The 26,377-nt window shown below is 58.9% G+C and carries 27 protein-coding genes; 15 read left to right on the top strand and 12 right to left on the bottom strand.

Translation table 11 applies throughout. From position 1 onward, the window contains the following. Positions 1-38 precede the first annotated feature (38 nt). Both ACM6IR_RS20110 and ACM6IR_RS20115 read right to left on the bottom strand, forming a co-directional pair. Positions 39-473: a DoxX family protein gene (locus ACM6IR_RS20110; protein ID WP_414909312.1), complete on the bottom strand. Its 435-nt coding sequence runs from the start codon at positions 471-473 to the stop codon at positions 39-41. A gap of 104 nt (positions 474-577) precedes the next feature. After that, complete coding sequence (locus ACM6IR_RS20115; protein WP_414909313.1) at positions 578-1,999, bottom strand: transglycosylase SLT domain-containing protein; 1,422 nt, start codon at positions 1,997-1,999, stop codon at positions 578-580. A 235-nt stretch (positions 2,000-2,234) separates the two neighbouring features. Here ACM6IR_RS20115 and ACM6IR_RS20120 point away from each other — a divergent pair, with 235 nt between their 5' ends. After that, on the top strand, positions 2,235-3,041 hold the full coding sequence (locus tag ACM6IR_RS20120; protein ID WP_414909314.1) for a TatD family hydrolase: 807 nt from the start codon (positions 2,235-2,237) through the stop codon (positions 3,039-3,041). 128 nt (positions 3,042-3,169) lie between these two features. Here ACM6IR_RS20120 and ACM6IR_RS20125 read toward each other — a convergent pair whose 3' ends face one another. Beyond that, the gene (locus ACM6IR_RS20125; RefSeq protein WP_414909315.1) at positions 3,170-4,399 is read right to left on the bottom strand and encodes an acyl-CoA dehydrogenase; all 1,230 of its coding nucleotides are present in this window, start codon (positions 4,397-4,399) and stop codon (positions 3,170-3,172) included. 165 nt (positions 4,400-4,564) lie between these two features. On the opposite strand from ACM6IR_RS20125, the gene ACM6IR_RS20130 reads away from it, so the two are divergent. The 3 genes from ACM6IR_RS20130 to ACM6IR_RS20140 all read left to right on the top strand — a co-directional run bounded on the left by ACM6IR_RS20130 (position 4,565) and on the right by ACM6IR_RS20140 (position 7,061). Next, positions 4,565-5,494, top strand: a complete 930-nt coding sequence (locus ACM6IR_RS20130; protein WP_414909316.1) for a LysR family transcriptional regulator — start codon at positions 4,565-4,567, stop codon at positions 5,492-5,494. Positions 5,495-5,699: 205 nt separating this feature from the next. Then, positions 5,700-6,098: a MerR family transcriptional regulator gene (locus ACM6IR_RS20135; RefSeq protein WP_414909317.1), complete on the top strand. Its 399-nt coding sequence runs from the start codon at positions 5,700-5,702 to the stop codon at positions 6,096-6,098. Positions 6,099-6,161: 63 nt separating this feature from the next. Beyond that, entirely contained in the window at positions 6,162-7,061 is a 900-nt protein-coding gene (locus ACM6IR_RS20140) for a hydroxymethylglutaryl-CoA lyase (protein WP_414909318.1), read from the top strand. A 660-nt stretch (positions 7,062-7,721) separates the two neighbouring features. Here the strand turns inward: ACM6IR_RS20140 and ACM6IR_RS20145 are convergent. After that, the gene (locus ACM6IR_RS20145) at positions 7,722-9,425 is read right to left on the bottom strand and encodes an AMP-binding protein (RefSeq protein WP_414909319.1); all 1,704 of its coding nucleotides are present in this window, start codon (positions 9,423-9,425) and stop codon (positions 7,722-7,724) included. A 288-nt stretch (positions 9,426-9,713) separates the two neighbouring features. On the opposite strand from ACM6IR_RS20145, the gene ACM6IR_RS20150 reads away from it, so the two are divergent. The 4 genes from ACM6IR_RS20150 to ACM6IR_RS20165 all read left to right on the top strand — a co-directional run bounded on the left by ACM6IR_RS20150 (position 9,714) and on the right by ACM6IR_RS20165 (position 15,377). Next, entirely contained in the window at positions 9,714-10,877 is a 1,164-nt protein-coding gene (locus tag ACM6IR_RS20150) for an isovaleryl-CoA dehydrogenase (RefSeq protein ID WP_414909320.1), read from the top strand. Positions 10,878-10,889: 12 nt separating this feature from the next. After that, the gene (locus tag ACM6IR_RS20155; protein WP_414909321.1) at positions 10,890-12,497 is read left to right on the top strand and encodes a carboxyl transferase domain-containing protein; all 1,608 of its coding nucleotides are present in this window, start codon (positions 10,890-10,892) and stop codon (positions 12,495-12,497) included. Positions 12,498-12,612: 115 nt separating this feature from the next. Further along, complete coding sequence (locus tag ACM6IR_RS20160) at positions 12,613-13,428, top strand: gamma-carboxygeranoyl-CoA hydratase (RefSeq protein WP_414909322.1); 816 nt, start codon at positions 12,613-12,615, stop codon at positions 13,426-13,428. After that, the gene (locus ACM6IR_RS20165) at positions 13,428-15,377 is read left to right on the top strand and encodes an acetyl/propionyl/methylcrotonyl-CoA carboxylase subunit alpha (protein WP_414909323.1); all 1,950 of its coding nucleotides are present in this window, start codon (positions 13,428-13,430) and stop codon (positions 15,375-15,377) included. The genes ACM6IR_RS20160 and ACM6IR_RS20165 overlap by 1 nt, the downstream gene beginning before the upstream one ends. Before the next feature lie 39 nt (positions 15,378-15,416). On the opposite strand, the gene ACM6IR_RS20170 is transcribed toward ACM6IR_RS20165, so the two are convergent. Further along, complete coding sequence (locus tag ACM6IR_RS20170) at positions 15,417-16,064, bottom strand: LexA family protein (protein ID WP_414909324.1); 648 nt, start codon at positions 16,062-16,064, stop codon at positions 15,417-15,419. Between the two features lie 129 nt (positions 16,065-16,193). On the opposite strand from ACM6IR_RS20170, the gene ACM6IR_RS20175 reads away from it, so the two are divergent. Continuing rightward, a complete protein-coding gene (locus ACM6IR_RS20175; RefSeq protein ID WP_414909325.1) occupies positions 16,194-16,535 on the top strand; it encodes a DUF6124 family protein in 342 nt (113 codons plus the stop codon). A 429-nt stretch (positions 16,536-16,964) separates the two neighbouring features. Further along, positions 16,965-18,116, top strand: a complete 1,152-nt coding sequence (locus ACM6IR_RS20180; protein ID WP_414909326.1) for a M14-type cytosolic carboxypeptidase — start codon at positions 16,965-16,967, stop codon at positions 18,114-18,116. A 44-nt stretch (positions 18,117-18,160) separates the two neighbouring features. On the opposite strand, the gene ACM6IR_RS20185 is transcribed toward ACM6IR_RS20180, so the two are convergent. Next, positions 18,161-18,706, bottom strand: coding sequence for a cytochrome b (locus tag ACM6IR_RS20185; RefSeq protein ID WP_414909327.1), 546 nt, complete (start codon positions 18,704-18,706; stop codon positions 18,161-18,163). Then, the gene (locus tag ACM6IR_RS20190) at positions 18,703-19,788 is read right to left on the bottom strand and encodes a catalase family peroxidase (protein WP_414909328.1); all 1,086 of its coding nucleotides are present in this window, start codon (positions 19,786-19,788) and stop codon (positions 18,703-18,705) included. The genes ACM6IR_RS20185 and ACM6IR_RS20190 overlap by 4 nt, the downstream gene beginning before the upstream one ends. Positions 19,789-19,944: 156 nt before the next feature. Between ACM6IR_RS20190 and ACM6IR_RS20195 the strand changes: the two genes are divergently transcribed. Both ACM6IR_RS20195 and ACM6IR_RS20200 read left to right on the top strand, forming a co-directional pair. After that, positions 19,945-20,451 (top strand): RNA polymerase sigma factor, encoded by a 507-nt coding sequence (locus ACM6IR_RS20195; protein WP_414909329.1) that lies wholly within the window; start codon positions 19,945-19,947, stop codon positions 20,449-20,451. After that, positions 20,448-21,200, top strand: coding sequence for an anti-sigma factor family protein (locus ACM6IR_RS20200; protein WP_414909330.1), 753 nt, complete (start codon positions 20,448-20,450; stop codon positions 21,198-21,200). Before ACM6IR_RS20195 ends, ACM6IR_RS20200 begins: the two co-directional genes overlap by 4 nt. Before the next feature lie 21 nt (positions 21,201-21,221). Here ACM6IR_RS20200 and ACM6IR_RS20205 read toward each other — a convergent pair whose 3' ends face one another. The 3 genes from ACM6IR_RS20205 to ACM6IR_RS20215 form a co-directional block, all read right to left on the bottom strand. Beyond that, positions 21,222-22,178, bottom strand: coding sequence for a quinone oxidoreductase family protein (locus tag ACM6IR_RS20205; RefSeq protein WP_414909331.1), 957 nt, complete (start codon positions 22,176-22,178; stop codon positions 21,222-21,224). Between the two features lie 30 nt (positions 22,179-22,208). After that, positions 22,209-22,382: a DUF1427 family protein gene (locus tag ACM6IR_RS20210; protein ID WP_140667893.1), complete on the bottom strand. Its 174-nt coding sequence runs from the start codon at positions 22,380-22,382 to the stop codon at positions 22,209-22,211. Positions 22,383-22,640: 258 nt separating this feature from the next. Continuing rightward, positions 22,641-23,429 carry an AraC family transcriptional regulator gene (locus ACM6IR_RS20215; protein WP_414909332.1) on the bottom strand — a complete coding sequence of 263 codons (789 nt, stop codon included), beginning with the start codon at positions 23,427-23,429 and terminating at the stop codon, positions 22,641-22,643. Positions 23,430-23,574: 145 nt separating this feature from the next. Here ACM6IR_RS20215 and ACM6IR_RS20220 point away from each other — a divergent pair, with 145 nt between their 5' ends. Next, on the top strand, positions 23,575-23,802 hold the full coding sequence (locus ACM6IR_RS20220; RefSeq protein WP_414909333.1) for a DUF6555 family protein: 228 nt from the start codon (positions 23,575-23,577) through the stop codon (positions 23,800-23,802). Between the two features lie 146 nt (positions 23,803-23,948). On the opposite strand, the gene ACM6IR_RS20225 is transcribed toward ACM6IR_RS20220, so the two are convergent. Beyond that, positions 23,949-24,107, bottom strand: a complete 159-nt coding sequence (locus ACM6IR_RS20225; RefSeq protein ID WP_201117945.1) for a metallothionein — start codon at positions 24,105-24,107, stop codon at positions 23,949-23,951. Between the two features lie 213 nt (positions 24,108-24,320). On the opposite strand from ACM6IR_RS20225, the gene ACM6IR_RS20230 reads away from it, so the two are divergent. Continuing rightward, positions 24,321-24,761: a CBS domain-containing protein gene (locus tag ACM6IR_RS20230; RefSeq protein WP_414909334.1), complete on the top strand. Its 441-nt coding sequence runs from the start codon at positions 24,321-24,323 to the stop codon at positions 24,759-24,761. Positions 24,762-24,818: 57 nt separating this feature from the next. On the opposite strand, the gene ACM6IR_RS20235 is transcribed toward ACM6IR_RS20230, so the two are convergent. Then, the gene (locus ACM6IR_RS20235) at positions 24,819-25,442 is read right to left on the bottom strand and encodes a glutathione S-transferase N-terminal domain-containing protein (protein ID WP_414909335.1); all 624 of its coding nucleotides are present in this window, start codon (positions 25,440-25,442) and stop codon (positions 24,819-24,821) included. A gap of 310 nt (positions 25,443-25,752) precedes the next feature. Between ACM6IR_RS20235 and ACM6IR_RS20240 the strand changes: the two genes are divergently transcribed. After that, positions 25,753-26,076 carry a hypothetical protein gene (locus ACM6IR_RS20240; RefSeq protein ID WP_414909336.1) on the top strand — a complete coding sequence of 108 codons (324 nt, stop codon included), beginning with the start codon at positions 25,753-25,755 and terminating at the stop codon, positions 26,074-26,076. Positions 26,077-26,377: the final 301 nt, after the last annotated feature.

The following is a 26,377-nucleotide window of genomic DNA, read 5'->3' on the forward strand; positions in this document are numbered from 1 at the left end:
GCCCGCACAATGCGGGCCTTTTCGTTGAGCCAGAGCGGTTACCCTGCGATGGCGCGATCGACTGACAGCTTGCCGGCACCTTCGATCAATACCGCAATGCCGCCACCCAGCAGGGCCAGGGCGAATTCAAAACCGTTGTTAGCAAGGAACAGCCCGTTATGGATGTGCACCGAGAGGATGGCTACTACCGAGAGGAAGATGAGTCCCAGTGCGGCCGGGCGGACCAACAAACCGATGATCAAGGCCAGACCGGCGAAGAACTCCATGCCACCCGCCAGCGTTGCCATCAGATACCCGGGCGTCAAGCCGATGCTCTCCATGTACTGCGCAGTGCCCGCCAAGCCGTAGCCACCAAACGCGCCGAACAGTTTCTGCGAGCCGTGGGCAGCGAAGATGATGCCGACGAAGATCCGCAGGACAGTCAGGCCATAGCCAGCGCGGGTAAACAATACCTTGTTGATCAGTGAGCTCATGCTGTGTCATCCATTTTGAGTTGAGAGTGGGTTGGTCGCTATATTAATCAGTAAACCAAATGTTAAAATCGCGATTTTTCCGCCATAACAATCAGTTTAGTAGATCATTTCCGTGAGGCAACTTTCTGCCCCTGGGGCTCTAACGACTCCCGCTCCCGATCGAACGCCAGGTAATACTTGTTCACGCTATTAACATAGCTGACAGGTCCCATTCCCACCTGCTCCATGGCGATGCGCTCGACCTGGAAGAACCATTGATTGGGATTCAAACCACGCCGCCGTGCTTCGGCGCGCATGCCTTGAACCCGCTCCGGTCCGATGTTGTAAGCCGCCAGCACAAACGCCATACGCTCACGCTCGTTGAGTTTGGGGCTGGCGAAAAACTTGCGGCGGATCATCGCCAGGTACTTGGCCCCGGCCTGCACATTGGCGTCGAGGTTCTGAATGTTATTGACCCCTACCTGCTGGGCGGCAGATGGGGTGATCTGCATCAGGCCAGTGGGACCGCTACCGCTGCTGGCGCCGGGTTGCAAAGCGGTTTCCTTGAATGCCAGTGCCGCCAGGTTCAGCCAGTCCATGCCTTGAGCGTCGGCGTGTTTCTGCAACACCGGTCGAAGTTGTTCCAAACGCTGGCGATCAGACTTGGCCAATGGATAGTGAACTTGATACAGGCGTCGATAGATCCGCAGGAACGCGGCATCCTGATCCGATGGATTTTTGTAGCCAATGAGGAAGCGATCGATGCTCGCCCGCAGCATTGAGGCATCGCGACGCACGAACCAGAATTCTTCACCCGGATCATTGATAAGCACCTGCCGATCGAAACGCAACTTGGGCAGGATCTTGCCCCAGCGCTCGGCAATCGGTTGCTCGACGATGGTCAGGTGAAAAATCCCGCCCTGGACCATCTCCAGTACGTCTTCGACCGCCAGGGTCGGGTCAACCCACTCGATCTTCACCGGTGGCAATTTATGCAGGGCGAGCTTCTGATTGATCTGACTGACTGCATCCCCGGCAGCACTGCCAGTGGGTAATGCCAGGGTTTTGCCAGAGAGTTGTTCGAGACGGGTATAGCGCTTCTCACCCTTGATCCCGACCAATACCAGCGGAATGTTGCTGGCAACCGGTTCACTGGTGCTGACGGCATAGCCCGAATGCAGATCGAGCAGCTCCCCCGGCGCAACCAGATCACCCTCCCCGCGCTGCAATGCACCGAGCAGTTGATCCTTGGCTTTGGGAATGATCTTGAGGGTGATTTCCTGACCGTCACGGGCGTGACCGTTAAGGTATTGCTCGAAGGCGCGCAGGCGATGGTATTCGACGCCGATGGCCTGGCCCTGGACTTCGCCGGAGCTGTTGCGGCTCTGATTGACCAGCACCCGCAGCACGCGGCTGCTGCGGATGTCCGCCAGATCGCGCACCTTGGTTGACGGCACAGCTTGCAGCGGTCCGGCCAAGCGTGCGACCGCTGGCATCGGCAGCAGCAACGAACAACACAACAGTAGCAAAACCGAGGGACGTGTCATCCACTCTCCGGAAAGAATACTGGGGCCGATTTCAACAATTGGGTGAAATCGAACGACAGAAACAGAGCGCCTTGAGCGCTGGCAAAGTGCGAAAGACCGGCACAGTGATGGCACATCGACCAACCCGACCTGTCTCGCGGCATCAAGAGACAGCTTCAACTCGTTGTAGTTCTTGGCTTTTCTTATAAATCTACAGCTCTGATATGCTTTCCGGCCTTTGGTCCGAGGTAGCACCATGCAACTCATCGATATCGGCGTCAACCTGACCAACCCCAGTTTTGCCGACAAACACCAGGCTGTACTCGACCGCGCCTATGCAGCCGGTGTCTGCCAATTGGTGCTCACAGGCACCAGCGTCGAGGGCAGCGAACAGGCACTGGAACTGTGCCGGCAACTGGATGAAACGGCGCAACGGCTGTTCGCCACCGCCGGCATTCACCCGCATTCGGCCAGCGATTGGAACGCCGACAGCGCCCAGCGTTTGCGCAGTTTGCTCAAGGAGCCGAACGTGGTGGCCGTGGGTGAATGCGGGCTGGATTTCAACCGTGATTTCTCGCCGCGTCCGCAGCAGGAAAAGGTCCTTGAAGAACATCTGGCGATGGCAGTCGAGTTGCAATTGCCGGTGTTCCTTCACGAGCGCGATGCCAGTCAACGACTCCTGGAAATCCTTCGTGATTACCGAGATCAGTTGCCTGCGGCCGTCGTGCACTGCTTCACCGGCGAAAAAAAGGCGCTGTTCAGTTACCTCGATCTGGATCTGCACATTGGCATCACCGGCTGGATCTGCGACGAGCGCCGAGGCACGCACCTGCACCCGTTGGTGAAGGAGATCAAAGGGGGTCGGTTGATGCTGGAGAGTGATGCGCCGTATCTGCTGCCGCGCAGTCTGCGGCCCAAACCGAAAAATGGCCGAAACGAACCGGCCTTCCTCACCGAAGTGTTACGTGAAGTGGCGTTGCATCGTGGGGAAAGCGAGGAAGAACTGGCGGCGCACAGCACCGCGTGCGCACGGGCGTTCTACGGGCTGCCGACGGTCGACTGAGGCATCACGACCGTTATATATTTGTAGGAGCGAGCTCGCTCGCGATGGTCGCTAACGATAACGCGTGTGTGCTGGATAAACGCGGTGTTCTGGCGTCCATCGCGAGCAAGCTCGCTCCTACAAAAGCCTTAATGGCTGTTGCGCATCATTTCTTTAGGGACGTACTTACCGATTTCGAATTTGCCGATCGCTGCGCGGTGCACCTCGTCCGGGCCGTCAGCCAGGCGCAGGGTGCGCTGCATTGCATACATGTAGGCCAGCGGGAAATCGTTGGACACCCCTGCCCCGCCATGAATCTGGATCGCCCGGTCGATAACCCGCAGGGCGACGTTCGGTGCCACGACCTTGATCTGCGCGATTTCACTTTTCGCCACTTTGTTGCCGACGGTGTCCATCATGTAGGCCGCCTTCAACGTCAGCAGGCGCGCCATGTCGATCTCCATCCGCGAGTCGGCAATCTTGTCGATGTTACCGCCCAGACGTGCCAGCGGTTTGCCGAACGCAGTACGGTTCACCGAACGTTTGCACATCAGTTCCAGCGCGCGCTCGGCCATCCCGATCGAACGCATGCAGTGGTGAATCCGGCCCGGGCCAAGACGACCTTGGGCGATTTCGAAACCGCGTCCTTCACCCAACAGCACGTTTTCATACGGCACTCGTACATTCTCGAACAGCACTTCGGCGTGGCCGTGTGGCGCATCGTCGTAACCGAACACCGGCAACGGACGAACGATCTTTACCCCCGGCGCATCCACCGGCACCAGAATCATTGAGTGCTGCGCGTGGCGCGGCGCATCGGGATTGCTCAGACCCATGAAAATCAGGATCTTGCAGCGTGGATCACAGGCGCCGGAGGTCCACCATTTCTTGCCGTTGATCACCCACTCGTCACCCTCGCGCACGGCACGGGCGGCCATGTTAGTGGCGTCGGAGGACGCCACGTCCGGCTCGGTCATCGCGAACGCCGAGCGGATCTCACCGCGCAACAACGGTTCGAGCCAGCGCTGTTTCTGTTCTTCGTTGGCGTAGCGCACCAGCACTTCCATATTGCCGGTGTCTGGCGCCGAGCAGTTGAACGGCTCGGGGCCCAGCAACGAGCGGCCCATGATCTCTGCCAGTGGTGCGTACTCAAGGTTGGTCAGCCCGGCGCCGAGCTCGGACTCAGGCAGAAACAAATTCCACAGGCCTTCAGCCTTGGCCTTGAGTTTGAGTTCTTCCATGATTGCGGTCGGCTGCCAGCGATCGCCCTCGGCGACCTGACGCTCGAACACGGCTTCGGCGGGATAAACGTAGGTATCCATGAACGCGGTCACGCGCTCACGCAGTTCTTGCACCTTGGGCGAATAAGCGAAATCCATGGCAGCTCTACCTTTTTAACTGACAGTTCAGAGGTGTTGTTCAGGTCATGCAATCGATGCTAGAACAGCCATGAAAATTTACCTAGCCTATTCTCGGCGTGTATTAACATTCATCACCGATATATGATCGGATGATCGAGAGCCCAACAATAAGAGTGCAGCGCAATGAATCTGAGCAAGGTCGACCTCAACCTTTTCATCGTCTTCGACGCGATCTACACAGAAGCCAACCTGACCCGTGCCGGGCAAATTGTCGGCATTACCCAGCCTGCGGTCTCGAACGCCCTGGCTCGTCTGCGCGAAACCTTCAACGACCCTTTGTTCGTGCGCACCGCCCAAGGCATGGTGCCGACACCGATGGCCCAGAACATCATCGGCCCGGTGCGCAACGCCCTCTCGTTGCTGCGGGTTTCGGTGCAAGAAAGCCGCATCTTCAACCCGTTGCAGGCGGTGAAGACCTACCGCATCAGCATGACCGACCTCACCGAAGCGATCATTCTGCCGCCGCTGTTCCAGCGCCTGCGCCGCCTGGCACCGACAGTGATCATCGAGAGCTTCCTGTCCAAGCGCCGCGAGACCACCAAGGAACTGGCGGCCGGGCGTCTCGACTTCGCCGTGGATGCCCCCCTCAACACCGACCCGCAGGTGCGTCACGTCAAGTTGATGGAAGATCGCTATGTGTGTGCCATGCGCAAGGGTCATCCGCTGGCGGGCAAAGAAAAATTCAGCCTCGATGATTATCTGTCCCTGACCCACATTCATATCTCCAGCCGCCGCAGTGGTCTGGGGCATGTCGACCTGGCGCTTGGAAAAATGGGCATTCAACGCAAGATCGCCCTGCGCTCCCAGCATTACTTGATGGCATCCCAGGTGTTGCAACAGACCGACATGGTCATGACCGTGCCGGAACGCTTCGCCCGGCGTAATGATTTGCACGCCTTCAGCCTGCCGGTCAACGATGTGCCCCCCGTGGAAACCCACCTCTACTGGCACGAAAGCACTGACCAGGATCCGGCCAACCGCTGGATGCGCGAACAGATGATCGAGCTGTGCCAGCAGGTGACGGCACATGAGAAAAAACTCGATAAGGTGTAGGTGCTTGTACTGCGTCATCGTTCTTCGCGAGCAGGCTCGCTCCCACAGGAGATCTCTGCCATACACAAATATTGTGTTCGCCGAAGCTCTACTGTGTGCGAGCCTGCTCGCGAAGAGGCCCGCAAGAACACCAAAGATTCACGCCCCTTGACGTAAACGTCAACCTGACATTAGTTTAGCGCCATGACCTTATTCGAGCGCGCCCATGAGCAGCCAGACCTATAGCATTTCCGACCTAGCCCGCGAGCTCGACATCACCACCCGAGCCATTCGTTTTTATGAAGAGCAAGGCCTGCTCAGCCCGGAGCGGCGCGGCCAGGAACGCATCTATTCGCCCCGCGACAAGGTCAGCCTGAAGCTGATCCTGCGGGGCAAGCGCATCGGCTTCTCGCTGGCCGAATGCCGCGAACTGATAGAACTCTACGACCCCACCGGTGGCAATCAAAAGCAGTTGCAAACCATGTTGAGCAAGATCGCCGAGCGCCGCGAACAGCTGGAGCAGCAGATGCTCGACATCGAGCAGATGAAGCTGGAACTGGACACCGCGCAGGAGCGCTGCGTCCAGGCGCTCGAACAGACGATCAAAAGCCAGGAAGTCCTGTAGGAGCGAGCTTGCTCCTACAAGGGGGTTTCTCAGTATTCAAACTATCAACACAGGTCGATTCCCATGTCCCTACCCACTCATGTACGCCTGGTCGAAGTCGGCCCCCGCGACGGTCTGCAAAACGAAGCCCAACCCATCAGCGTTGCGGACAAGGTGCAACTGGTCGACGCCCTCACCGCCGCCGGCCTCGGCTATATAGAAGTCGGCAGTTTCGTTTCGCCCAAATGGGTCCCGCAGATGGCCGGCTCCGCCGAGGTCTTCGCGCAGATCCGACGCAAGCCAGGCGTGACCTACGGCGCACTCGCCCCCAACCTGCGCGGGTTTGAAGACGCCATTGCCGCCGGGGTCAAGGAGGTCGCGGTATTCGCGGCGGCGTCCGAAGCATTTTCCCAGCGCAATATCAATTGCTCGATCAGCGAAAGCCTGGAGCGTTTCGTACCGATCATGGACGCCGCCAAACAGCATGGCGTAAGCGTGCGCGGTTATGTGTCCTGCGTGTTGGGCTGCCCCTATGAAGGTGACGTCGCGCCAGAACAAGTCGCCCGAGTCGCTCGCGAGCTCTACGCCATGGGCTGCTACGAAGTTTCGCTGGGCGACACCATCGGCACCGGCACCGCTGGCGCGACTCGTAAGATGTTTGAAGTGGTGTCCGCCCAGGTGCCGCGTGAAAAACTGGCAGGGCACTTTCACGACACTTATGGCCAGGCCATGGCCAACATCTACGCCAGCCTGCTGGAAGGCATCTCGGTATTCGACAGCTCCATCGCTGGCCTGGGCGGCTGCCCCTACGCCAAGGGGGCCAGCGGTAACGTCGCCACCGAAGACGTGGTTTACCTGCTCAACGGCTTGGGCATCAAGACCGGAATCGACCTGGACGCATTGATTCTCGCTGGCCAGCAAATTTGCTCCGTGCTAGGCCGACCAACGGGTTCGCGCGTGGCCAAGGCTCGTAGCGCACAGTGAGGCGTCGGGGGTGTTACCGCAACGCTGAAACGTGGGCACAAGCGAGTAACACGGAAACAATTTGTCGGGATTTAGCTGAACGAAAAAACCTACAAATTTATAAATAGTTGATTTTAAAGGCTTTTTAAAAGTTGGCACGGCTTCTGCTATCTCTATTGCATAACAAGAACAAAAAAAGCAGCAAGCCCTAATAAAAATAAGACGTAACGACTCTGACATAACAAAAACAACACGGCAGAGACGCAGCTAACAGATTTTTTTGGAGAAGGTGTGCTTTTCAGGGTGCTTTTCGAAGTAACCCGCAACCGGGCAGAGAACAATAAAACTACCTTCAGGTAGCTCCCGAACTGGTTGGATCGCTTAGCGAAAAAGTAGATCAGCGCTCAAAAAAATACGTTTGCTCTTGATCCCGGATGGGGATCGATAAAACAGCGGTAAAGGGTCACGGTCACCAAAAACAAAAACAGACCGCCCCTCAATAATAAAAAAAGAGCACATGCAACGACAAATTAAAGGGGAGCTTCGGCTCCCCTTTGTGCTTTCCGTGATTTGTAATGTCCACCGCCCCCGTTAATGTGGGAGCGAGCTTGCTCGCGATAGCTGCGACACATCCGACATAAATATCGACTGACCTAACGCTATCGCGGGCAAGCCTCGCTCCTACAGTATCGCTTTGAGCTCCTCGATACTGATCTCACGCATCCTGAATTTCTGGATCTTGCCCGTCACGGTCATCGGAAACTCATCGACGAACTTGAAGTAACGCGGCGTCTTGAAGTGCGCGATGCGTTCTTTACACCAGGTTTGCAGCTCCTGCTCGGTGGCGCTATGGCCCGGGTGGAATTTGATCCAGGCCACAATCTCCTCGCCATAGCGCGAACACGGAATCCCGATCACTTGCACATCCGCCACGGCCGGGTGGGTGAAGAAGAACTCTTCCAGCTCCCGTGGGTAAATATTCTCGCCGCCGCGGATGATCATGTCCTTGTTGCGGCCCGCAATGCACACATAGCCTTCGTCGTTCATGCTCGCCAAATCGCCGGTGTGCATCCAGCCTGCCTGGTCGATGGCTTCCGCGGTGCCTTGCGGGTTGTTCCAGTACCCGAGCATCACGCTGTAACCGCGGGTGCACAGTTCGCCAATGGTGCCGCGCGGTACAAGGTTGCCCGCCTCGTCAATGATCTTGCTTTCGAGTTGCGGCTGAGTTCGGCCAACGGTGGTGACGCGCAGTTCCAGCTCGTCTGATGGACCGGTCTGTAAAGACACCGGACTTGTTTCCGTCATGCCGTAGGCAATCTGCACTTCGTTCATGTGCATTTCGCTGATGACCCGACGCATCACTTCGATCGGACAGGTTGCGCCGGCCATGATCCCGGTGCGCAGGTTCGACAGATCGAACTCCGTGCGCCTGGGTTGATCAAGCATGGCGATGAACATGGTCGGCACACCATAAAGCGCGGTGGCCTTTTCTTCGGCAGCGGTGCTCAGGGTCAGCAGCGGATCGAACGCATCGTTGGGGTAAATCATCGTGCTGCCGTGGGTGATGCAACCAAGGTTGCCCATGACCATGCCGAAGCAGTGGTACAGCGGCACCGGAATCACCAACCGATCATGGGCGGTCAGGCCAAGGCTTTCGCCCACCATGTAACCGTTATTGAGAATGTTGTAGTGACTGAGGGTCGCGCCCTTGGGGAAACCCGTGGTGCCGGAGGTGTACTGGATGTTCACCGGCTGGTCGAAATGCAGGCTGTCCTGACGTTCGCGCAATTGCCCGGTTGACACGCTGGCGGCCAGATCGGCCAGTTGCGACCAGGGCAAGAAGCCTGATGGCGGTTGCGCATCAAGGCTGATCACGCCGCGCAGCTCCGGCAAACGTTCACACTGCAATTTGCCGATGGATTGCTCAGCCAGCTCAGCCAGCTCAGGCACCAGGCCTTGGAGCATGCCGTGATAGTTGGAGGATTTGAAGGCGCCGGCGCAGACCAGCCATTGGCAACCGGATTGCTTCAATGCGTATTCAACTTCCGAGCTGCGATAAGCCGGATTGATGTTGACCAAAATCACACCGATTTTCGCGCTGGCGATCTGGCTGATACACCACTGGGCGCAGTTAGGTGCCCAGATGCCGAGGCGGTCGCCGGTCTGCAAACCCAGCGACAACAAGGCTCTGGCGTGCAGATCCACCGCGTCGGACAGTTCCTGCCACGTGTAGCGCAACTGTTGATGGCGCACGACCAGCGCCTCCCCGGTCGGGTACTGCGCGACCGTGTTATCGAATGCCTGACCAATGGTCATCGCCAGTAACGCTTTGTCCTGAGAACCACGGGTGTAGCTGCGCTGCGGGCTTGCACTGGGTTGATCCATGACGACCCCTATTGTCTTTATTAACGGGCTGCCGACGGTCACCTGTGGGAGCCTGCTCGCGAAAGAGGCCGATAATTCAACATTAATGTCGACTGATCCGACGCTTTCGCGAGCAGGCTCGCTCCCACAGGGTTGGTCCGCGTTCTATCTTGAACGGGCTCTACTCTCGCTCAAGTTGACGTTAACGTAAAGGGTGATTGACAGCCATTCGTCACAGGCTTACGTTAACGTAAAGGTGAGAGCCCGATCGCTGCCCGCCTCTTCCTACAAAAAGCCAAAAGGTGCCCCATGAGCTATCCATCCCTGAACTTTGCCCTCGGTGAAACCATCGACATGCTGCGCGATCAGGTCCAGTCCTTCGTCGCCAAAGAGATCGCCCCGCGCGCGGCTCAGATCGACATCGACAACCTGTTCCCCGCCGACCTGTGGCGCAAATTTGGCGACATGGGCCTGCTCGGCGTTACCGTGCCGGAAGAGTACGGCGGCGCTGGCCTGGGTTACCTGGCCCACGTGGTGATCATGGAAGAAATCAGCCGCGGCTCGGCCTCGGTCGCCCTGTCCTACGGCGCTCACTCCAACCTTTGCGTCAATCAGATCAACCGCAACGGCAATCACGAACAAAAAACCAAATACCTGCCAAAACTGATCAGCGGCGAGCACATCGGTGCCTTGGCCATGAGCGAACCGAATGCCGGTTCCGACGTGGTGTCGATGAAATTGCGTGCGGATAAACGTGGCGATCACTACATCCTCAATGGCAGCAAAACCTGGATCACCAACGGCCCGGACGCTAACACCTACGTGATCTACGCCAAGACCGACCTGGAAAAAGGCCCGCACGGCATCACCGCGTTCATCGTTGAACGTGATTCCAAAGGCTTCAGCCGCAGCAACAAGTTCGACAAGCTCGGCATGCGCGGTTCAAACACGTGCGAGCTGTTTTTCGATGACGTCGAAGTCCCGGAAGAAAACATCCTCGGCGCGCTCAATGGCGGCGTGAAAGTACTGATGAGCGGTCTCGATTACGAGCGCGTTGTCCTTTCCGGTGGCCCGACCGGGATCATGCAGGCCTGCATGGACCTGATCGTTCCGTACATCCACGACCGCAAGCAGTTCGGCCAAAGCATCGGCGAATTCCAGCTGATCCAGGGTAAGGTCGCCGACATGTACACCCAGCTGAACGCCAGCCGCGCCTACCTTTATGCTGTAGCCCAAGCCTGCGAGCGTGGTGAAACCACGCGCAAGGACGCGGCCGGCGTGATCCTTTACAGCGCCGAACGCGCCACGCAAATGGCCCTCGACGCGATCCAGATACTCGGTGGCAACGGCTACATCAACGAGTTTCCAGCCGGCCGTCTGCTGCGTGATGCCAAGCTGTATGAAATCGGTGCCGGCACCAGTGAGATCCGCCGCATGCTGATCGGTCGCGAACTGTTCAACGAAACCCGCTAACCGGAGCTGTCCATGGCTATCCTGCATACCCAGCTCAACCCGCGCTCGGCGGAGTTCGCAGCCAACAGCGCGGCGATGCTCAAACAGGTCGACGCCCTGCATACCCTGCTCGCCCAAGTGCAGCAAGGTGGCGGCCCGAAGGCCCAAGAACGCCACACCTCGCGAGGCAAACTGCTGCCACGCGAGCGGATCAATCGCCTGCTCGATCCCGGTTCACCCTTTCTCGAGATCAGCCAATTGGCGGCCTACGAGGTTTACGGTGAAGACGTTCCGGCCGCTGGCGTGATTGCCGGAATCGGCCGCGTCGAAGGCGTCGAATGCATGATTGTCGCCAATGATGCCACCGTGAAAGGTGGCTCGTACTACCCGTTGACCGTGAAAAAGCACCTGCGGGCCCAAACCATCGCCCAGCAGAACCGCTTGCCGTGCATCTATCTGGTGGACTCCGGCGGCGCCAATCTGCCGCGTCAGGATGAGGTGTTCCCGGACCGCGAACACTTCGGGCGGATCTTTTTCAATCAGGCGAACATGAGTGCCATGGGCATTCCGCAAATCGCGGTGGTCATGGGTTCCTGCACTGCGGGGGGCGCTTACGTGCCGGCCATGGCCGACGAAGCAATCATGGTGCGCAACCAGGCCACTATCTTCCTCGCAGGTCCGCCGCTGGTGAAAGCTGCGACCGGTGAAGTGGTCAGTGCCGAAGACCTCGGCGGGGCCGATGTGCACTGCAAGATTTCCGGTGTCGCCGACCATTACGCCGAGAGCGATGAACACGCCCTCGCGCTGGCGCGGCGCAGCATCGCCAACCTCAACTGGCGCAAACTCGGCGAAGTGCAACAGCGCGCGCCCATCGCACCGCTCTACAACAGCGAAGAGTTGTACGGTGTGGTCTCGGCTGACGCCAAGCAGCCGTTCGATGTGCGCGAAGTCATTTCGCGGCTGGTGGATGGATCGGTATTCGACGAGTTCAAGGCATTGTTCGGGACGACATTGGTCTGCGGTTTTGCCTACTTGCACGGTTACCCGATTGCGATCCTCGCCAACAACGGCATCCTCTTCGCCGAAGCCGCGCAAAAAGGCGCGCACTTTATCGAGCTGGCCTGTCAGCGCGGCATCCCGTTGCTGTTCCTGCAAAACATCACCGGTTTCATGGTTGGCCAGAAATACGAGGCCGGCGGCATCGCCAAACACGGCGCGAAGCTGGTGACCGCCGTGGCGTGCGCCAAGGTACCGAAATTTACCGTGATCATTGGCGGCAGCTTCGGCGCCGGTAACTACGGCATGTGCGGGCGGGCCTACGATCCACGCTTCCTGTGGATGTGGCCGAATGCGCGGATCGGCGTAATGGGCGCCGAGCAAGCCGCCGGCGTATTGGTCCAGGTCAAACGCGAGCAGGCCGAACGCAGTGGCCAGGGTTTCAGCGCCGAACAGGAAGCCGAGATCAAGCAACCGATCCTCGACCAGTATGAGGAACAGGGCCACCCCTACTACTCCAGCGCCCGCTTGTGGGACGACGGTGTCATTGACCCTGCGCAGACCCGCGATGTATTGGCCTTGGCCTTGTCGGCGTCGCTGAATGCGCCAATCGAACCGAGCCGCTTCGGCGTGTTCCGGATGTGATTTTTTGTGGGAGCGAGCCTGCTCGCGAAAGCGGTTTGTCAGTCACATCGTTACTGGATGTACCACCGCCTTCGCGAGCAGGCTCGCTCCAACAAGAACAGTGGAGAGGTAACACATGAACGACTTCAATACCCTCGAACTGCTGACCGACCCGCGTGGCTTCGCCACGCTGTGGCTCAGCCGTGCGGAAAAGAACAACGCCTTCAACGCCGAAATGATCCGCGAACTGATCCTCGCGCTGGACAAGGTCTCGACCGACGCCAGCCTGCGGTTCCTGCTGGTACGTGGACGTGGCAAGCATTTCAGCGCCGGTGCCGACCTGGCCTGGATGCAGCAATCGGCCGAACTCGATTACCACACCAACCTCGACGACGCCCGGGAATTGGCGGAGTTGATGTACAACCTCGCCAAACTGAAAGTCCCGACGCTGGCCGTGGTGCAAGGCGCGGCATTCGGCGGCGCGTTGGGCCTGATCAGTTGCTGCGACATGGCAATTGGCGCCGATGACGCGCAATTCTGCCTGTCGGAAGTACGCATCGGCCTGGCACCTGCAGTGATCAGCCCGTTCGTGGTGCAAGCCATTGGCGAACGCGCGGCACGCCGCTACGCCTTGACGGCCGAACGTTTCGGCGGGCAACGGGCACGGGAAATCGGCCTGTTGTCGGAGAGCTATCCGGCCGATGAGCTGGAGCAGAACGTTGAGCAGTGGATCGACAACCTGCTACAAAACAGCCCGGCCGCCATGCGCGTCAGCAAGGATTTGCTGCGTGAAGTCGGCAACGGCGCGCTGACCCCGGCACTTCGTCGCTACACCGAAAACGCCATCGCCCGCATCCGCGTCAGCCCCGAAGGTCAGGAAGGCTTGCGGGCCTTTCTGCAAAAACGTCCGCCTAACTGGCAAGCCGAAACCACCACCAAGGAGCCGCGTTGATGAGCGCACCTGTTATCACCACCCTGCTGGTGGCCAACCGTGGCGAAATCGCTTGCCGAGTCATGCGCACCGCCAAGGCGTTAGGCCTGACCACCGTGGCGGTTCACAGCGCCACCGACCGTGAGGCCCGCCACAGCCGCGAAGCGGATATCCGCGTCGACCTCGGAGGCAGCAAAGCCGCGGACAGTTACTTGCAAATCGACAAACTGATCGCCGCCGCCAAGGCCAGCGGCGCCCAGGCGATTCACCCGGGTTATGGCTTCCTGTCGGAAAACGCCGGGTTCGCCCGCGCCATTGAAGACGCCGGCCTGATCTTCCTTGGCCCGCCGGCTTCGGCCATCGATGCGATGGGCAGCAAATCCGCCGCCAAAGCCTTGATGGAAACCGCTGGCGTGCCCCTGGTGCCCGGCTATCACGGCGAAGCGCAAGACCTCGACACCTTCCGCGATGCCTGTGAGCGCATCGGCTATCCGGTGCTGCTCAAGGCCACGGCGGGAGGTGGCGGCAAAGGCATGAAAGTGGTCGAGGACGTCAGTCAACTGGCCGAAGCCCTGGCCTCGGCTCAGCGTGAAGCGAAATCGTCGTTTGGCGATTCGCGGATGCTGGTGGAGAAATACCTGCTCAAACCACGCCACGTGGAAATCCAGGTGTTTGCTGACCAGCACGGCAACTGCCTTTACCTCAATGAACGGGACTGCTCGATCCAGCGTCGGCACCAGAAAGTCGTCGAAGAAGCGCCCGCTCCAGGTCTGAGCCCGGAACTGCGTCGCGCCATGGGCGAGGCCGCCGTGCGCTCGGCACAAGCCATCGGTTACGTCGGCGCCGGCACCGTCGAGTTCCTGCTGGATTCGCGGGGCGAGTTTTTCTTTATGGAGATGAACACGCGCCTGCAAGTCGAACACCCGGTCACCGAAGCCATTACCGGCCTCGACCTGGTGGCGTGGCAGATTCGCGTGGCACGTGGCGAAACCCTGCCGATGACCCAGGACGAGGTTCCGCTGATCGGTCATGCCATCGAAGTGCGGTTGTATGCCGAGGATCCGGGCAATGATTTCCTGCCCGCAACCGGGCGTCTGGAGCTGTATCGAGAATCCGCGCAAGGTCCGGGGCGGCGCGTCGACAGTGGCGTCGAAGAAGGCGATGAAATTTCGCCGTTCTACGACCCGATGCTCGGCAAGCTGATTGCCTGGGGCGAGGATCGTGAACAGGCGCGACTGCGTTTGCTGAGCATGCTCGATGAGTTTGCGATTGGCGGGCTCAAGACCAACATCAACTTCCTGCGCCGGATCATCGGCCATCCGGCCTTTGCCGCAGCCGAACTGGATACCGGATTCATTCCGCGCTACCAGGAGCAGTTGCTGCCGGAGCCGTCGGACCTCAGTGACGAGTTCTGGCAGGCCGCCGCGCAGGCGTTTGCCCAGAGCCAACCGCGCTCCACACGCGCCGATGACCTGAGTTCGCCATGGGCTCATGGCACCGGTTTCCGTGCCGGTCTGCCAACAGAAATCACCTTGCATTTGAGCTGCGAAGGACAAGACCGGGCACTGACCCTGGGTGACCTTCGCACGGCTCAACTCAACGGTGAGCAACTGCTCACCGAGCACGACGGCGTGCGCCGTCAGCATCGGGCAATCCGCTGTGACGGCATTGTGTATCTGCAATGGGAAGGTGAGTTGCGCCGCATCGAGTCCTACGACCCGATCAGTGCCGTCGAGGCCAGTCACAGTCATCAGGGCGGGCTCACTGCTCCCATGAACGGCAGCATCGTCCGCGTGTTGGTGGAGGCAGGGCAAACGGTCGAGGCCGGGGCGCAACTGGTGGTGCTGGAAGCGATGAAAATGGAGCACAGCATTCGCGCACCACACGCCGGGGTCATCAAGGCGTTGTATTGTCAGGAAGGCGAGATGGTCAGCGAAGGCAGTGCGTTGGTCGAGCTGGAAGAGGCGTGAAATGAAGATCGGTCCTACGCATTGCGAGGACCGATCTGACTAGAACTTGGCCGTTGCCTGAACCACCACGCCGATGATTCGGCACTCTTCGGTGTAAAGGACTTTCGGATACGTCGGATTGAGCGGGACCAGGTAACGCTGCCCGCCCTCTTCGATCAGCTTGCGAAAGGTCGCCTCGGCACTGTCCGGCCACTGGGCGATCACCAGTTTTCCGGGTTCGGCGCTTACCGCCGGGTCCACCAGTATCAACATGTCCTCGGCAATACTGATGCCGCTGGGTGCAGTCATCGCATCGCCCGCCACCTTCAGCCAGAACGCTGCGCCTTGCGCGTGGTAATCGGACAGCTCGAACCGCGCCTTGCCGTAGACCGCCTGCTCGCCGTCGCGAACCTCTGCGGGCTCGCGCCAGCCACTGACCGGGTAGCGGAAGTAGGGGTTGTACTTTTGCGACAGGGGCATTTCGTCGTCCGGCGAGGATTCCGGCTCCCTGATCACCAGTGCCACTTCCAGAAACTCCATGCCGAGCGCCTGCAATACCCGATTCATGTCGTCGATGCCGGGCTGACGTCGTTTTGTCAGCCAATGGCCTACGCCGCCCTGGGACATCCCGAGGCGCTCGGCGAGTATCTCTTGAGTGACTTTGAGTTCACTCATCTTGGCCTTGACCAATTCAATCCATTTATCCATGTGCGGCACGATACGTGGGCGCCTCCGGCCGTCAAAACACACATTGTAGTATTTAAATTCTCGTCACAAATACAGTACGTATTAGGATTGATTCACGGATCTGAACCTATCACGGAGTTTGCCAACACCATGACCTTCCCCCACAACGACTTGCCGGATATGCAAATCGACACCACCCTCACCTCGCCCAAAGGCTCTGCCGCCGCGCAGCGAGCGCTGGACTATTACTTGAAACCAGTTGTTTCAGATGAAGCGGCAGAGGCGCGTTTCTTCGACGTGAACCGCAACATCAGCTGCGAAGAAGCGCTGGTTCATGCTTCGGACCTGTTGCGATGCGCCGCTGCCATTGCCAATGAGTCAGCCAATAATCTGCACGGTGCACACCGGGACCTGGCATTTTCGGCAGTGCACATGATTGATATGGCCAGGGCGATGGTAGACCGATCCCTTGAGGGGGATAAAAACCGCTGAAACGGGAAGTGTTTGGCAGGACGACGGAAAGAATTTTCCAATCGAGCAGATAGAATCATTTGACTTGCAAACGAGAATGATTATTATTGCATCCAGCTGATCGCGAGATCAGTCGATTGTCCAGGTGACCTTAGGTCGGTTCCTGGGCTATCTCCTCATCAGGCTAATCACGGTTTTTGACCCGGCTTTTTGCCGGGTCTTTTTTTTGCCAGTTATTCCGGCTTTATCTTCAGGCTAATGAAGCCTTTGAGACCCGCCAACACTGGGCCAGACTCATGAAAAAATACCGCTTGAGAACCCATCGCACAGTCTCTAAGCTGCGTCGGCGTCAAGGAGGACGCCCCCCTCGTTCCACCCCACAATTTCCACCGGTTTTTCCCTCCCCAGCGTGTAAAGTAGCAGCCATAAAATCATATTCAGGAATCGACTATGGCCGTGGCTAAATCCTCTTTCGACATCAGCGCGAACTTCGACAGCGGCAACATTGAAGTGCTGGACATCAGCAATCCGTTGCAGGCGCTTTTGGCCATCAAACCAGACACCCGCAGCCCGCACTTCCAGTGGTTCCACTTCAAGGCCAGCGGTCTGCACGTCGGCCAGGAACACTGGTTTCGCCTGAACAACGCCAGCAAATCCTCATACAACAAAGCCTGGGACGGTTATCAGGCCGTCGCGTCCTACGACCACGTCAACTGGTTCCGGGTGCCGACCATTTTCGAAGGCGACTGCCTGCGCTTCAGCCTTGAAGCTACCGCCACCCACGCCTGGTTTGCCTATTTCGAACCTTACAGCCGTGGCCGTCACGATTGGCTGATCGAGCAAGCGCTGTCCAAGGCCGGTACCGAACTGCTGGCCACCGGCAAGAGCGTTGAAGGGCGCGATATCCAGTTGTTGCGCAAAGGCTCTGGCGCCGAAGGTCAGCGCAAGATCTGGATCATTGCCCAGCAACACCCGGGCGAACACATGGCCGAATGGTTCATGGAAGGTGTGATCGAACGCCTGGAAAAACACGACGATCCAGTGTTGAGCAAACTGCTGGCCAGCGCCGATCTATATTTGGTACCCAACATGAACCCGGACGGCGCCTTCCACGGTCACCTGCGCACCAACGCCATGGGCCAGGACCTGAACCGCGCCTGGCAGAGCGCCAGCCAGGAAATCAGTCCGGAAGTGCTGTTCGTTCAGCAACAGATGGAAAAATACGGCGTCGACCTGTTCCTCGACATCCATGGCGATGAAGAAATTCCCTTCGTGTTCACCGCCGGTTGCGAAGGCAACCCGGGCTATACGCCGCGGATCGAAAAACTCGAAGAGCATTTCCGCAGTCATCTGAAACACCTGACCAAGGACTTCCAGACCAAGCACGGCTACACCCGCGACGAGCCGGGCAGAGCCAACATGACCCTGGCCTGCAACAGCGTCGGTCAAAAATTCGACTGCCTGTCGCTGACCCTGGAAATGCCGTTCAAGGACAACAATGATGCACCGAATGCGCTGACGGGTTGGTCGGGTAAACGTTCAAAGCAGTTGGGCAAGGATGTGTTGACGACCGTTGCAGAAATGGTCGATACGCTGCGCTGATTGCCCGGTCCATGTAGCAGCCTGCGTCCGGCTGCTACAGAGGATCAACCTCGGTCTCTCCCCCGCAACATGCTGTCCAGCACTTCATCACGACGCACCCAACCGTGAAACAACGCGGCCGCCAGGTGCAGCAACACCGTCAAAAACAACAGATACGCCAAATACCTGTGAGCTCTGCGCAGAAACGCGAACACCTGCGCATTCGCGGGCACGATCGATGGCAATTGCAACGAACTGCTGAGCATCACCGGGTCGCCCGCCGCCGAAATCATCGCCCAGCCTAGCAGCGGCAAAATCAACATCAAGGCATACAGCAAGACATGCGAGGCTTTGGCCGCCAGCACTTGCCAGCCTGGGAGGTCGGCCGGCAATGGCGGTTGTTGTGTAGAAAAGCGCACCGCCAGACGCACGACCACCAGTAGCAGAATGGCGATTCCCAACGGCTTGTGCAGATGGATCAGCCACTCATGGCGTTCGGACACTGAAGCGACCATGCCCGCGCCGATAAACAGCATGGCAATGATCATCAGCGCCATCAGCCAGTGCAGCAGCCGCGCCAGCGCAGCGAAGTGGTTCGGTTGGGCGCTCATTGCTTGGCCTCCTGTTTGGCGGCGGGTAACTGGCTGACTTCGCTGGTGCGACGCAGGTAGGAATTGGCGTAACCGGCTGAGCGAGCGGCGAGTAACGGGTCGTTGGAACCTTCGATGCCGGCGGGTAATACCAGCGGGTCGTAATTGATGTCACGGCACTCGCCGTTCAGTTGCGGCTGGGTGCTTTCAAGGACCAGGGTGCCAGCGTTCAACACTTTGCGCCCTTCAGGCCAGGCCTTGCTCGCATCGTTGACCGGGTCGCCGGGGTTGGCCAGGGTGATTTTCAATTGCCACCGTAACGGCCCGGCGGCAATGCGCTGCACCAGGTCTTTCTCCAAAAAGTCACCGCCCTCCGACGCCGTGGCACCCGCCGTATCCTGAGCCATCGGGGTCATGCTCCAGCGCACGGCCTGGCGTTGCCCGGCGGCATTCACCAGGTAAAACGCGTTGACGCTGTTGTAGGTTTCCGTGACGTAACTGGCCGACGGCTTGGCGGTTTTGATCCAGGCCAGGAAGGGTGCCGCTTCCGGATGCGAGCCGAAAAACGCCGGCACGGCCGCCGGGTTCGGTTTGCCGGTGGCAGGATCAGGCGACTGGGCCTGTTGCAATTGGTAGAACGCCTCGGGCGTGCCCACCGGGAATACAGGCATGCTGTTCATTCCGGTACGCCACTGCTGGCCGTTGGCCTGGGTGAAGCGCAGTGCCAGGCTGCGGATCGGCACGCTGTTGTCCGGCGCGTAAGGATTACCGGCAGGCAGTGCGAAACGTCCCACTACCGGGGTCCGCGCCTCGTTGAACACCTGAGCGCTGGAATAACTGCGCGCCTCGCCGCTGCTCTCGAAATGCCCGATCACGCACACACCCTTGGAGTGGTTGCGACGGAATCCAGGGTGCACACCGTTATTGGTCTCAAGCACATTAATCAACTTTTTCGGGGTCAATCGCTGTGGGTCGAAGGTGCCGTTGACGTAGGCAAAAGCCCCGGCGAGTGCGGCGACGACGACGGCAATGCCGGCCAGACGCAACGTCAGGCTCGCAGTACTCAAGGGTGGCCGGGGTGGCGGTGATGATCGATCTACCATGAAAGACTCCAGGGCCATCGGCCACAAGTGAGAAGAATCAAGCAGACGAACCCCACGGCGGTTTATTCCATCGCCCGGTATTTATTTTCTCAGGCGTGGAATAACCTCGAATGCCGGGCGTCTTCCTAGTCCAGCGTAGTGACTAGTCAGAACTTCATGAATGATATCGACGAACAATTGAGAGAAATCATTCCCAGATTGCGCCGGTTTGCCGTGTCGTTGACGCGCAATCCCAGTGGCGCCGATGATTTGGTGCAGGCCAGTCTGGAGCGGGCGCTGTCGAGTTGGGGCGACAAACGTCCCGAGGGTGACTTGCGCGCCTGGTTGTTTTCGATTCTTTACCGCCAGTTTCTGGATGCTCACCGGCGCACCCGGCGATACGCGCGAATGCTCGAATTCTTCACCGGGCGTGACGACGCACAGCCATCGGTGGAGCGTAGCGTGATTGCCCAATCGACCCTCAAGGCCTTCGATCAGCTCCCCACCGAGCAACGCGCCCTGCTGCTCTGGGTATCGGTGGAAGGCCTGAGCTATAAAGAGGTCGCCGAGATTCTCGACGTCCCGACCGGCACCGTGATGTCCCGCCTGTCACGTGCCCGCCAGGCCTTGCGCCAGTTGAGCGACGGAGAAATCACCAGCCCATCTCTGCGGATACTCAAATGATCAGCATGCCCCCAAGTGAGCGCGACCTGCACGCCTATGTCGACCATCAACTGAGCGATGCCGAGCGACGCCTGGTGGAAACTTTTCTGGCAAGCAATCCGCAGGTTGCCGCGCAAGTGCACGCCTGGCAGCAGGACGCCCAGCAACTGCGCGCAGCGCTGAGTGGTGCCCTGCAGCAGCCGGCCAACCCGGACCTTGATCCGGCTGTGATCCGTCAGCGCCTGAAACGCCAGTCTCGCCGGCATCTGGCCAGTGCTGCCGTGTTGCTGATCGCGGTCAGTGTCGGGGGGATCAGCGGTTGGCAGGCCCGGGAAATGACTCTCGTCAGTACCCAACTACCGATGACCGATGCGATGCAGGCGTATCGGCTGTTTGCCCAACAAGGCATTTTGCCGGCTGATTACAGGGTCAGCGACGACGGCGACATGCAGGGCTGGCTCGACCGCTATTTCACTCAGGCCAATCGCCTGCCTGACCTCTCGGGCGCAGGGTTCAAACCGGCCAGCGGGCGCTTGCTCACCACCGATCAAGGACCGGCGGCGATGGTGGTGTATGAGGATCAGGGTGGGCACAAGATCAGCTTCTATGTCCGCCCGCCGGGACCGAAGAACTTCATGTTGCCAAGAGGCAGCCGCCGCGATGGCGAATTGCAGGCCGAGTACTGGTCGGGCGGCGGTTACAACTACGCGATGGTCAGCCCGACCGATACACCGGCGGCGCAGATGCTCAAGCAAACGGCGCAGTTCTGACCGTCGCCAGGATGGACAGGGTCAAGGCAGGAGGATAACTTTTTCACCGCGGCCTTGATTGACCTCTACATAACGCGTCACCCCGTCGGCCAATGGCGATTCGAACAGCCCTTGAGGTATCGGCAACAGGTCCTGATCGAAAAACGAGCCGAACTGATCGAGCATGGCCGCGCAGGCTTGAACGCCGTACAGCAACGAGTTGATCCCCACCACCGAACCGCCCTTGCGATACAGGGCCAGGGCCGGCAATTGCACGAGGCCATCCACCGGCGCGGCAATGATTGCGATGCGGCCGAACGCAGCCAGGGCGGCGACCGACGCCGGCAGCCAGAAACCGGTGGTGTCGAAAATCACGTCCGCGCCGTCGGTGTAAACGGCATGCACCTGGCCCCCCAAATCCTCGGGTTTATCCAGCAGCAGTGTTTGATACCCCAGTGCGTCCAACTCCTTGACCTGCTCCGGTCGCCGCGCCGCCGCCAGGACCTGCGCGCCGCGCACCTTGGCCAACGCCAGCGCCGCGCTGGCGACCGCCCCGCCGCCGATCACCAGCAATCGTGTGCCGACCGTCACCAAACTGCGTTCCAGCGCATCCCACGCCGTGGTGTAAGGCACACCGAGGCTGGCGGCCTGGGCGAAGCTCAAATGAGTGGGTTTGCGCGCGACTCCGTTGGCCGGCAGTTTGACGAATTGTGCATGGGAACCGTCGGCGAAAAAGCCCAACTCACGGCCGGTACCCCAGACCTCCTGACCGATCAGCGCCTGCGGGCCTTCCACGACGACACCGGCAAAATCACGACCGGGAATTCGCGGCAAGGTGGTGTAGGGAAAACGTCCCAGCACATTCTTCACATCGCTGGGGTTGAGTCCGGCGGCCTTGATCTGGACCAATACTTCATCAGTGCCGGCAACGGGAGTGGGAACCTCAACGTAGCGCAGGGCCGAAAGGTCGCCGGTTTTGTCGAACTGCAGTGCTTTCATGGGAGTGTCCGTCAATCAGGAAAGGGAACCTCAGGAGATCCAGCCAGCCACCAGTTGCCGGCCCATCGGCCAGAGTTTCTCGCCAGCGAGCATTCCGAGCAGACCTATCAGCGCGATGGCTGGCGGTGCGGGGGAACGAAAATCCAGTGCGCCGTAGAGCAGACCGACGCCCAGGCCGATGACGAGTGAAATGAGGTAGCTCATGGCAGGCTCCGTGGGCAATCAAGGAATGCACAAAGTCTAGAGCGCCATAGCGGCGAGCATCGGCCAAGTACTTCTGAATGTCGGCCAAAAACACTGATTCCGATCATAAGGAAAACCTGTAGCAGCTGCCGAAGGCTGCGTTCGGCTGCGCAGCAGTCGTAAATCCTGCATGCACGATATTACTGAAGTACCGCGTTGTCTGATTTCACGACTGCTGCGCAGCCGAACGCAGCCTTCGGCAGCTGCTACAGGTTTTCGTTATGGCTGGGGTAGCTCACGCTGGCTCGCGAAAAACTGTGAAGGCGCGACACCCAGTTCCCGGCGGAACATGTCGCTGAAGCTGCTCGGCGAATAGCCCAGCTCCCGGGCAATCACACTGACTGGCACGCCCTGAATCAACTCTGCAACGGCCGTCACCAATTGCACTTGTCGTCGCCATTCGGCGAAGCCCATGCCTAACCCCTCCTTGAACAGCCGCGCCAGCGTGCGCACGCTAGCCCCGGCCGTTTCGGCGTGCTGTTCGAAAGAAACATCCAGGGAGGGCGCGGCCATGACCGCCTGGCACAGATTGATCAAACGCCGGTCGGAATCGTCCGGCAATGGTATTTTAAGCACTGAGCGCCTGGCTCGCCTAAGCTCCAGCAGCGCCAGGCCGACCAGAGCCTCGTAATACGCCGGTTCACCCTCGTCGCCCTGCTCCACCAGCCCGACGATCAATTCACGCAGCAGCCCGCCGACTTCGATCACTTGAACAGTGTCGTCGAGCGTCGCTGCCAACGAAGGCCGCAGATAGATGTTGCGCATCTGCAAGTCCGACACCACGCGAATTCCGTGCGGCACTCCCGGCGGCAGCCATACTGCCCGTTGCGGAGGGACCACCAGCGCCTCATGCGGTGTTTCGACCCACATCACACCGCTCATCGCATACAGCAACTGGCCCCAGACATGCTCGTGGGGTTCGATAAACAGCCCGCGCGGGTAGGTGCGCGCCAACGGTTGCACAGGCACATCGGTGTCACTCAGGTCGGGGGGTGCGGCAAGGGCCATGGGCTAGGATCATTGGGTTTGACAGGAATTGCATGGTAACGAGCCACCGGTCCTGTCGCCACTGGCGGTCGCCGTCCGACAACCCGACTGAATTTTCCGCTATGCCCGCGATCCCTCTATAACCACAGGGAGGAATTCAGGCTATATGAGCAACGCAAAACTTTTCGTCATTGAATACACCCTTCATGGCGTACCCAAGTCATTCATTATCCGCCTGGACAAAATGGATAACGCGGAGGCCTGGCATTGGGCGAGTTGCGATGCGGGTGTTGCACGAATCCCTCGCTTTGGCCGAGAGAAGGTACAAAAGACCAGCAAGCCGCTGGCGGAAAAATTCGGCGTCGAGAATGTTACCTGGCGACCGGCGAACTGAACTGAACAGTAGGAGCGAGCTTGCTCGCGAAGGTCGTTAACGATAACGCGTATTTACTGGCTGAACTCGGCGCTCTTGAGACCTTCGCGAGCAAGCTCGCTCCTACAATTGCTCTGTCGGGCTCCATTTTTTTGGTGGAAAAACGGTCAGCCGTGGGCACATTTGCAGCCCTTGCTGGAGCATTCCTCTCCGTGTTCGTGGTGCTTGGCGCAACCTTCGCAGCAATAGTGCTTACCGTGGCGCACAATTGGATGTTCGCCCAGTTTGCATGAGCATTTGGGGCAGTCGCAGGTACGGTCGGTCATGGGTCAGACTCCAGTAGTGTGGTCGTGCGGTGCGACGGATGCGCACCGTAATATCAGTGTAGATACCGTCTCGTCCCCACCCGATAAAACGATGAAAGGCGAAGAAAAACCGCCAAATGGCGTTTTTTGAGCGTTATCTGCCGCTTTCTCCCTTGCCCTCAGCGCTCGGGTCTACGATTCTTCAAGGACAACGACAACACCTGAGAAACCGCCATGAAAACCGTCGCCCAACTGCTCAAGTTGAAAGATCAGAAGAATCAGGAAGTGCATCAGATCAAACCCGATCACATGGTGCTCGAAGCTCTGATGAAGATGGCCGAGAAGAACGTCGGCGCCTTACTGGTGGTGGAGAATGATAAAGTGCTGGGCATCATCAGTGAGCGAGACTACGCACGCAAACTGGTGTTGCATGGACGTTCTTCGGTAGGCACGCCGGTTCGCGACATCATGGTGTCCCCGGTGATCACCGTGGACACCCATCAAACCGTCGATACTTGCCTGGGCATCATGTCCGATAGACGTCTGCGCCACCTGCCGGTGGTGGAAAACGGCAAATTGCTTGGCCTGCTGTCCATCGGTGACCTGGTCAAGGAAGCCATCGCCGAACAGGCCGAGCTGATTCGTCAGTTGGAGCAGTACATTCGCGGCGAGTAATGCCCCCCTCACCTTGTGGGAGCGAGCTCGCTCCCACATTTGGATTGACGGTGTTCTTCAGGCTGGCCAATGCCGGGCAAAAACCGGTGCCAATATCGGGTGGCGGTCGATTCGCTCAAGCCAGGCGGAAAAACCGGGCCGCGCACTGCGTAAATGCTCGCGACTGCCGGCCCACCGCGTGATCACTGCCGCCAACACATCCAGCGCTCCCGGCGTCTCATCGCCCAGATACAGCTCGCCCGCAAACTGATCGGCAAACACCTCCCAACTCCAATGCAGACGCGCGCGGGCACCGGCCATGAGGTTCTGCCTGGACGACTCGTCCACTTTGGCCAACCAGCGCTCGGGGTAGTCGATGATGCCGATGGCCGAATAGCAATTGCTGACGATGTACACCAGGCCGCGAATCGCCTGATCGCGCTCGGCGGGCAGTGCTGGCAACAACTTCGACTGGGGAAACGTCAGCCCCAGATGAATCAGGATTGCCGCGCTCTCGGTCAGAATGCTGCCGTCGGGCAATTGCAGTGTCGGAATCTGCTTGAGCGGGTTGAGTTTCTCCAGGGCTTGAGCCGTCTCCAGAGACGCTTCAGCATCGATAAAGCGGTAAGGAATCTCGCAGAGTTCAAGGGCCGCTTCAATCGCCGCCGCGCCGGAATTCTTGTGTCCATAAAGCTGGTACATAAACACTTCCTTGGGACCACGAAATGGAAAAGATCAAAAGACTGGAACCTGCGGCAACATCTAGCCAAGTGCTGAAATCAACTGTGCGACGCCTCTAAAGGACAAAGGCACCCGCCAGCTAACCAGTGTAGAAGCCGTAACCGCCCCCACCGCTGCCACCCGACGACCGAACCATCACGCTCGCGTGAGATTCCTTACACGCCCTATCATTGCTGTCGATGTTTACCATCACGTCAATGAAGTTCTCATAAAAAATCCGCGGCGTAACATCGGCTCCATACCAACCACCCCCCCCCCGGAGCACACTCTCATGAAACGCCAAACCCTCCTCAGCATCGCTTTTTCGGTTTTTGCAGTAAACGCTTTTGCCGCTGCCCCTACTCACCAGGTTGTCGCTGAAGGCGGCTCGGATCGTCTGATTGAAAGCCGTGTGGCTGAAGGTGGTTCGGACCGTCTGATCGAAAGCCGTGTGGCTGAAGGTGGTTCCGACCGTCTGATCGAAAAACGCGTAGCTGAAGGTGGTTCCGATCGACTGATCGAAAACCGCGTGGCTGAAGGTGGTTCGGATCGTCTGATCGAAAATCGTGTGGCTGAAGGTGGTTCGGATCGTCTGATCGAAAGCCGCGTTGCATGAATGATAGCTTGCAAGCAGCACCCAACGAAAAAACCCGGCCTAAACAGCCAACGAAAATTGTAGGAGCGAGCTTGCTCGCGATGGACTCAAGAGCGCCGCGTTTAGCCAGTAAACACGCATTATCGTTCACGACCATCGCGAGCAAGCTCGCTCCTACACGAAAAACCCGGCCTCATCAGCCTAATGCCGATCAGTTAAGCAAACTCAGCAGCAAAACATACCCCGTAGCAGCTGGCGAAGCCTGCGTCCGGCTGCGCAGCAGTCGTAAATCCTGAGGGCGCGGTGAGTCTGACGCACCGCA

Source organism: Pseudomonas sp. IT-P253, assembly GCF_949768125.1.
Taxonomy (GTDB): Bacteria; Pseudomonadota; Gammaproteobacteria; order Pseudomonadales; family Pseudomonadaceae; genus Aquipseudomonas.

Excerpts from the sequence above, each read along its gene's own strand:
- ACM6IR_RS20215 (WP_414909332.1), bottom strand. The coding sequence starts at position 23,429 with ATGGCCCTTGCCGCACCCCCCGACCTGAGTGACACCGATGTGCCTGTG.
- ACM6IR_RS20140 (WP_414909318.1), top strand. The coding sequence starts at position 6,162 with ATGTCCCTACCCACTCATGTACGCCTGGTCGAAGTCGGCCCCCGCGAC.
- ACM6IR_RS20195 (WP_414909329.1), top strand. The coding sequence starts at position 19,945 with ATGAATGATATCGACGAACAATTGAGAGAAATCATTCCCAGATTGCGC.
- ACM6IR_RS20125 (WP_414909315.1), bottom strand. The coding sequence starts at position 4,399 with ATGGATTTCGCTTATTCGCCCAAGGTGCAAGAACTGCGTGAGCGCGTG.
- ACM6IR_RS20120 (WP_414909314.1), top strand. The coding sequence starts at position 2,235 with ATGCAACTCATCGATATCGGCGTCAACCTGACCAACCCCAGTTTTGCC.
- ACM6IR_RS20205 (WP_414909331.1), bottom strand. The coding sequence starts at position 22,178 with ATGAAAGCACTGCAGTTCGACAAAACCGGCGACCTTTCGGCCCTGCGC.
- ACM6IR_RS20160 (WP_414909322.1), top strand. The coding sequence starts at position 12,613 with ATGAACGACTTCAATACCCTCGAACTGCTGACCGACCCGCGTGGCTTC.
- ACM6IR_RS20115 (WP_414909313.1), bottom strand. The coding sequence starts at position 1,999 with ATGACACGTCCCTCGGTTTTGCTACTGTTGTGTTGTTCGTTGCTGCTG.
- ACM6IR_RS20180 (WP_414909326.1), top strand. The coding sequence starts at position 16,965 with ATGGCCGTGGCTAAATCCTCTTTCGACATCAGCGCGAACTTCGACAGC.
- ACM6IR_RS20230 (WP_414909334.1), top strand. The coding sequence starts at position 24,321 with ATGAAAACCGTCGCCCAACTGCTCAAGTTGAAAGATCAGAAGAATCAG.
- ACM6IR_RS20225 (WP_201117945.1), bottom strand. The coding sequence starts at position 24,107 with ATGACCGACCGTACCTGCGACTGCCCCAAATGCTCATGCAAACTGGGC.
- ACM6IR_RS20190 (WP_414909328.1), bottom strand. The coding sequence starts at position 19,788 with ATGGTAGATCGATCATCACCGCCACCCCGGCCACCCTTGAGTACTGCG.
- ACM6IR_RS20145 (WP_414909319.1), bottom strand. The coding sequence starts at position 9,425 with ATGGATCAACCCAGTGCAAGCCCGCAGCGCAGCTACACCCGTGGTTCT.
- ACM6IR_RS20170 (WP_414909324.1), bottom strand. The coding sequence starts at position 16,064 with ATGGATAAATGGATTGAATTGGTCAAGGCCAAGATGAGTGAACTCAAA.
- ACM6IR_RS20235 (WP_414909335.1), bottom strand. The coding sequence starts at position 25,442 with ATGTACCAGCTTTATGGACACAAGAATTCCGGCGCGGCGGCGATTGAA.
- ACM6IR_RS20150 (WP_414909320.1), top strand. The coding sequence starts at position 9,714 with ATGAGCTATCCATCCCTGAACTTTGCCCTCGGTGAAACCATCGACATG.
- ACM6IR_RS20175 (WP_414909325.1), top strand. The coding sequence starts at position 16,194 with ATGACCTTCCCCCACAACGACTTGCCGGATATGCAAATCGACACCACC.
- ACM6IR_RS20155 (WP_414909321.1), top strand. The coding sequence starts at position 10,890 with ATGGCTATCCTGCATACCCAGCTCAACCCGCGCTCGGCGGAGTTCGCA.
- ACM6IR_RS20200 (WP_414909330.1), top strand. The coding sequence starts at position 20,448 with ATGATCAGCATGCCCCCAAGTGAGCGCGACCTGCACGCCTATGTCGAC.
- ACM6IR_RS20135 (WP_414909317.1), top strand. The coding sequence starts at position 5,700 with ATGAGCAGCCAGACCTATAGCATTTCCGACCTAGCCCGCGAGCTCGAC.
- ACM6IR_RS20130 (WP_414909316.1), top strand. The coding sequence starts at position 4,565 with ATGAATCTGAGCAAGGTCGACCTCAACCTTTTCATCGTCTTCGACGCG.
- ACM6IR_RS20110 (WP_414909312.1), bottom strand. The coding sequence starts at position 473 with ATGAGCTCACTGATCAACAAGGTATTGTTTACCCGCGCTGGCTATGGC.
- ACM6IR_RS20210 (WP_140667893.1), bottom strand. The coding sequence starts at position 22,382 with ATGAGCTACCTCATTTCACTCGTCATCGGCCTGGGCGTCGGTCTGCTC.
- ACM6IR_RS20185 (WP_414909327.1), bottom strand. The coding sequence starts at position 18,706 with ATGAGCGCCCAACCGAACCACTTCGCTGCGCTGGCGCGGCTGCTGCAC.
- ACM6IR_RS20165 (WP_414909323.1), top strand. The coding sequence starts at position 13,428 with ATGAGCGCACCTGTTATCACCACCCTGCTGGTGGCCAACCGTGGCGAA.
- ACM6IR_RS20240 (WP_414909336.1), top strand. The coding sequence starts at position 25,753 with ATGAAACGCCAAACCCTCCTCAGCATCGCTTTTTCGGTTTTTGCAGTA.
- ACM6IR_RS20220 (WP_414909333.1), top strand. The coding sequence starts at position 23,575 with ATGAGCAACGCAAAACTTTTCGTCATTGAATACACCCTTCATGGCGTA.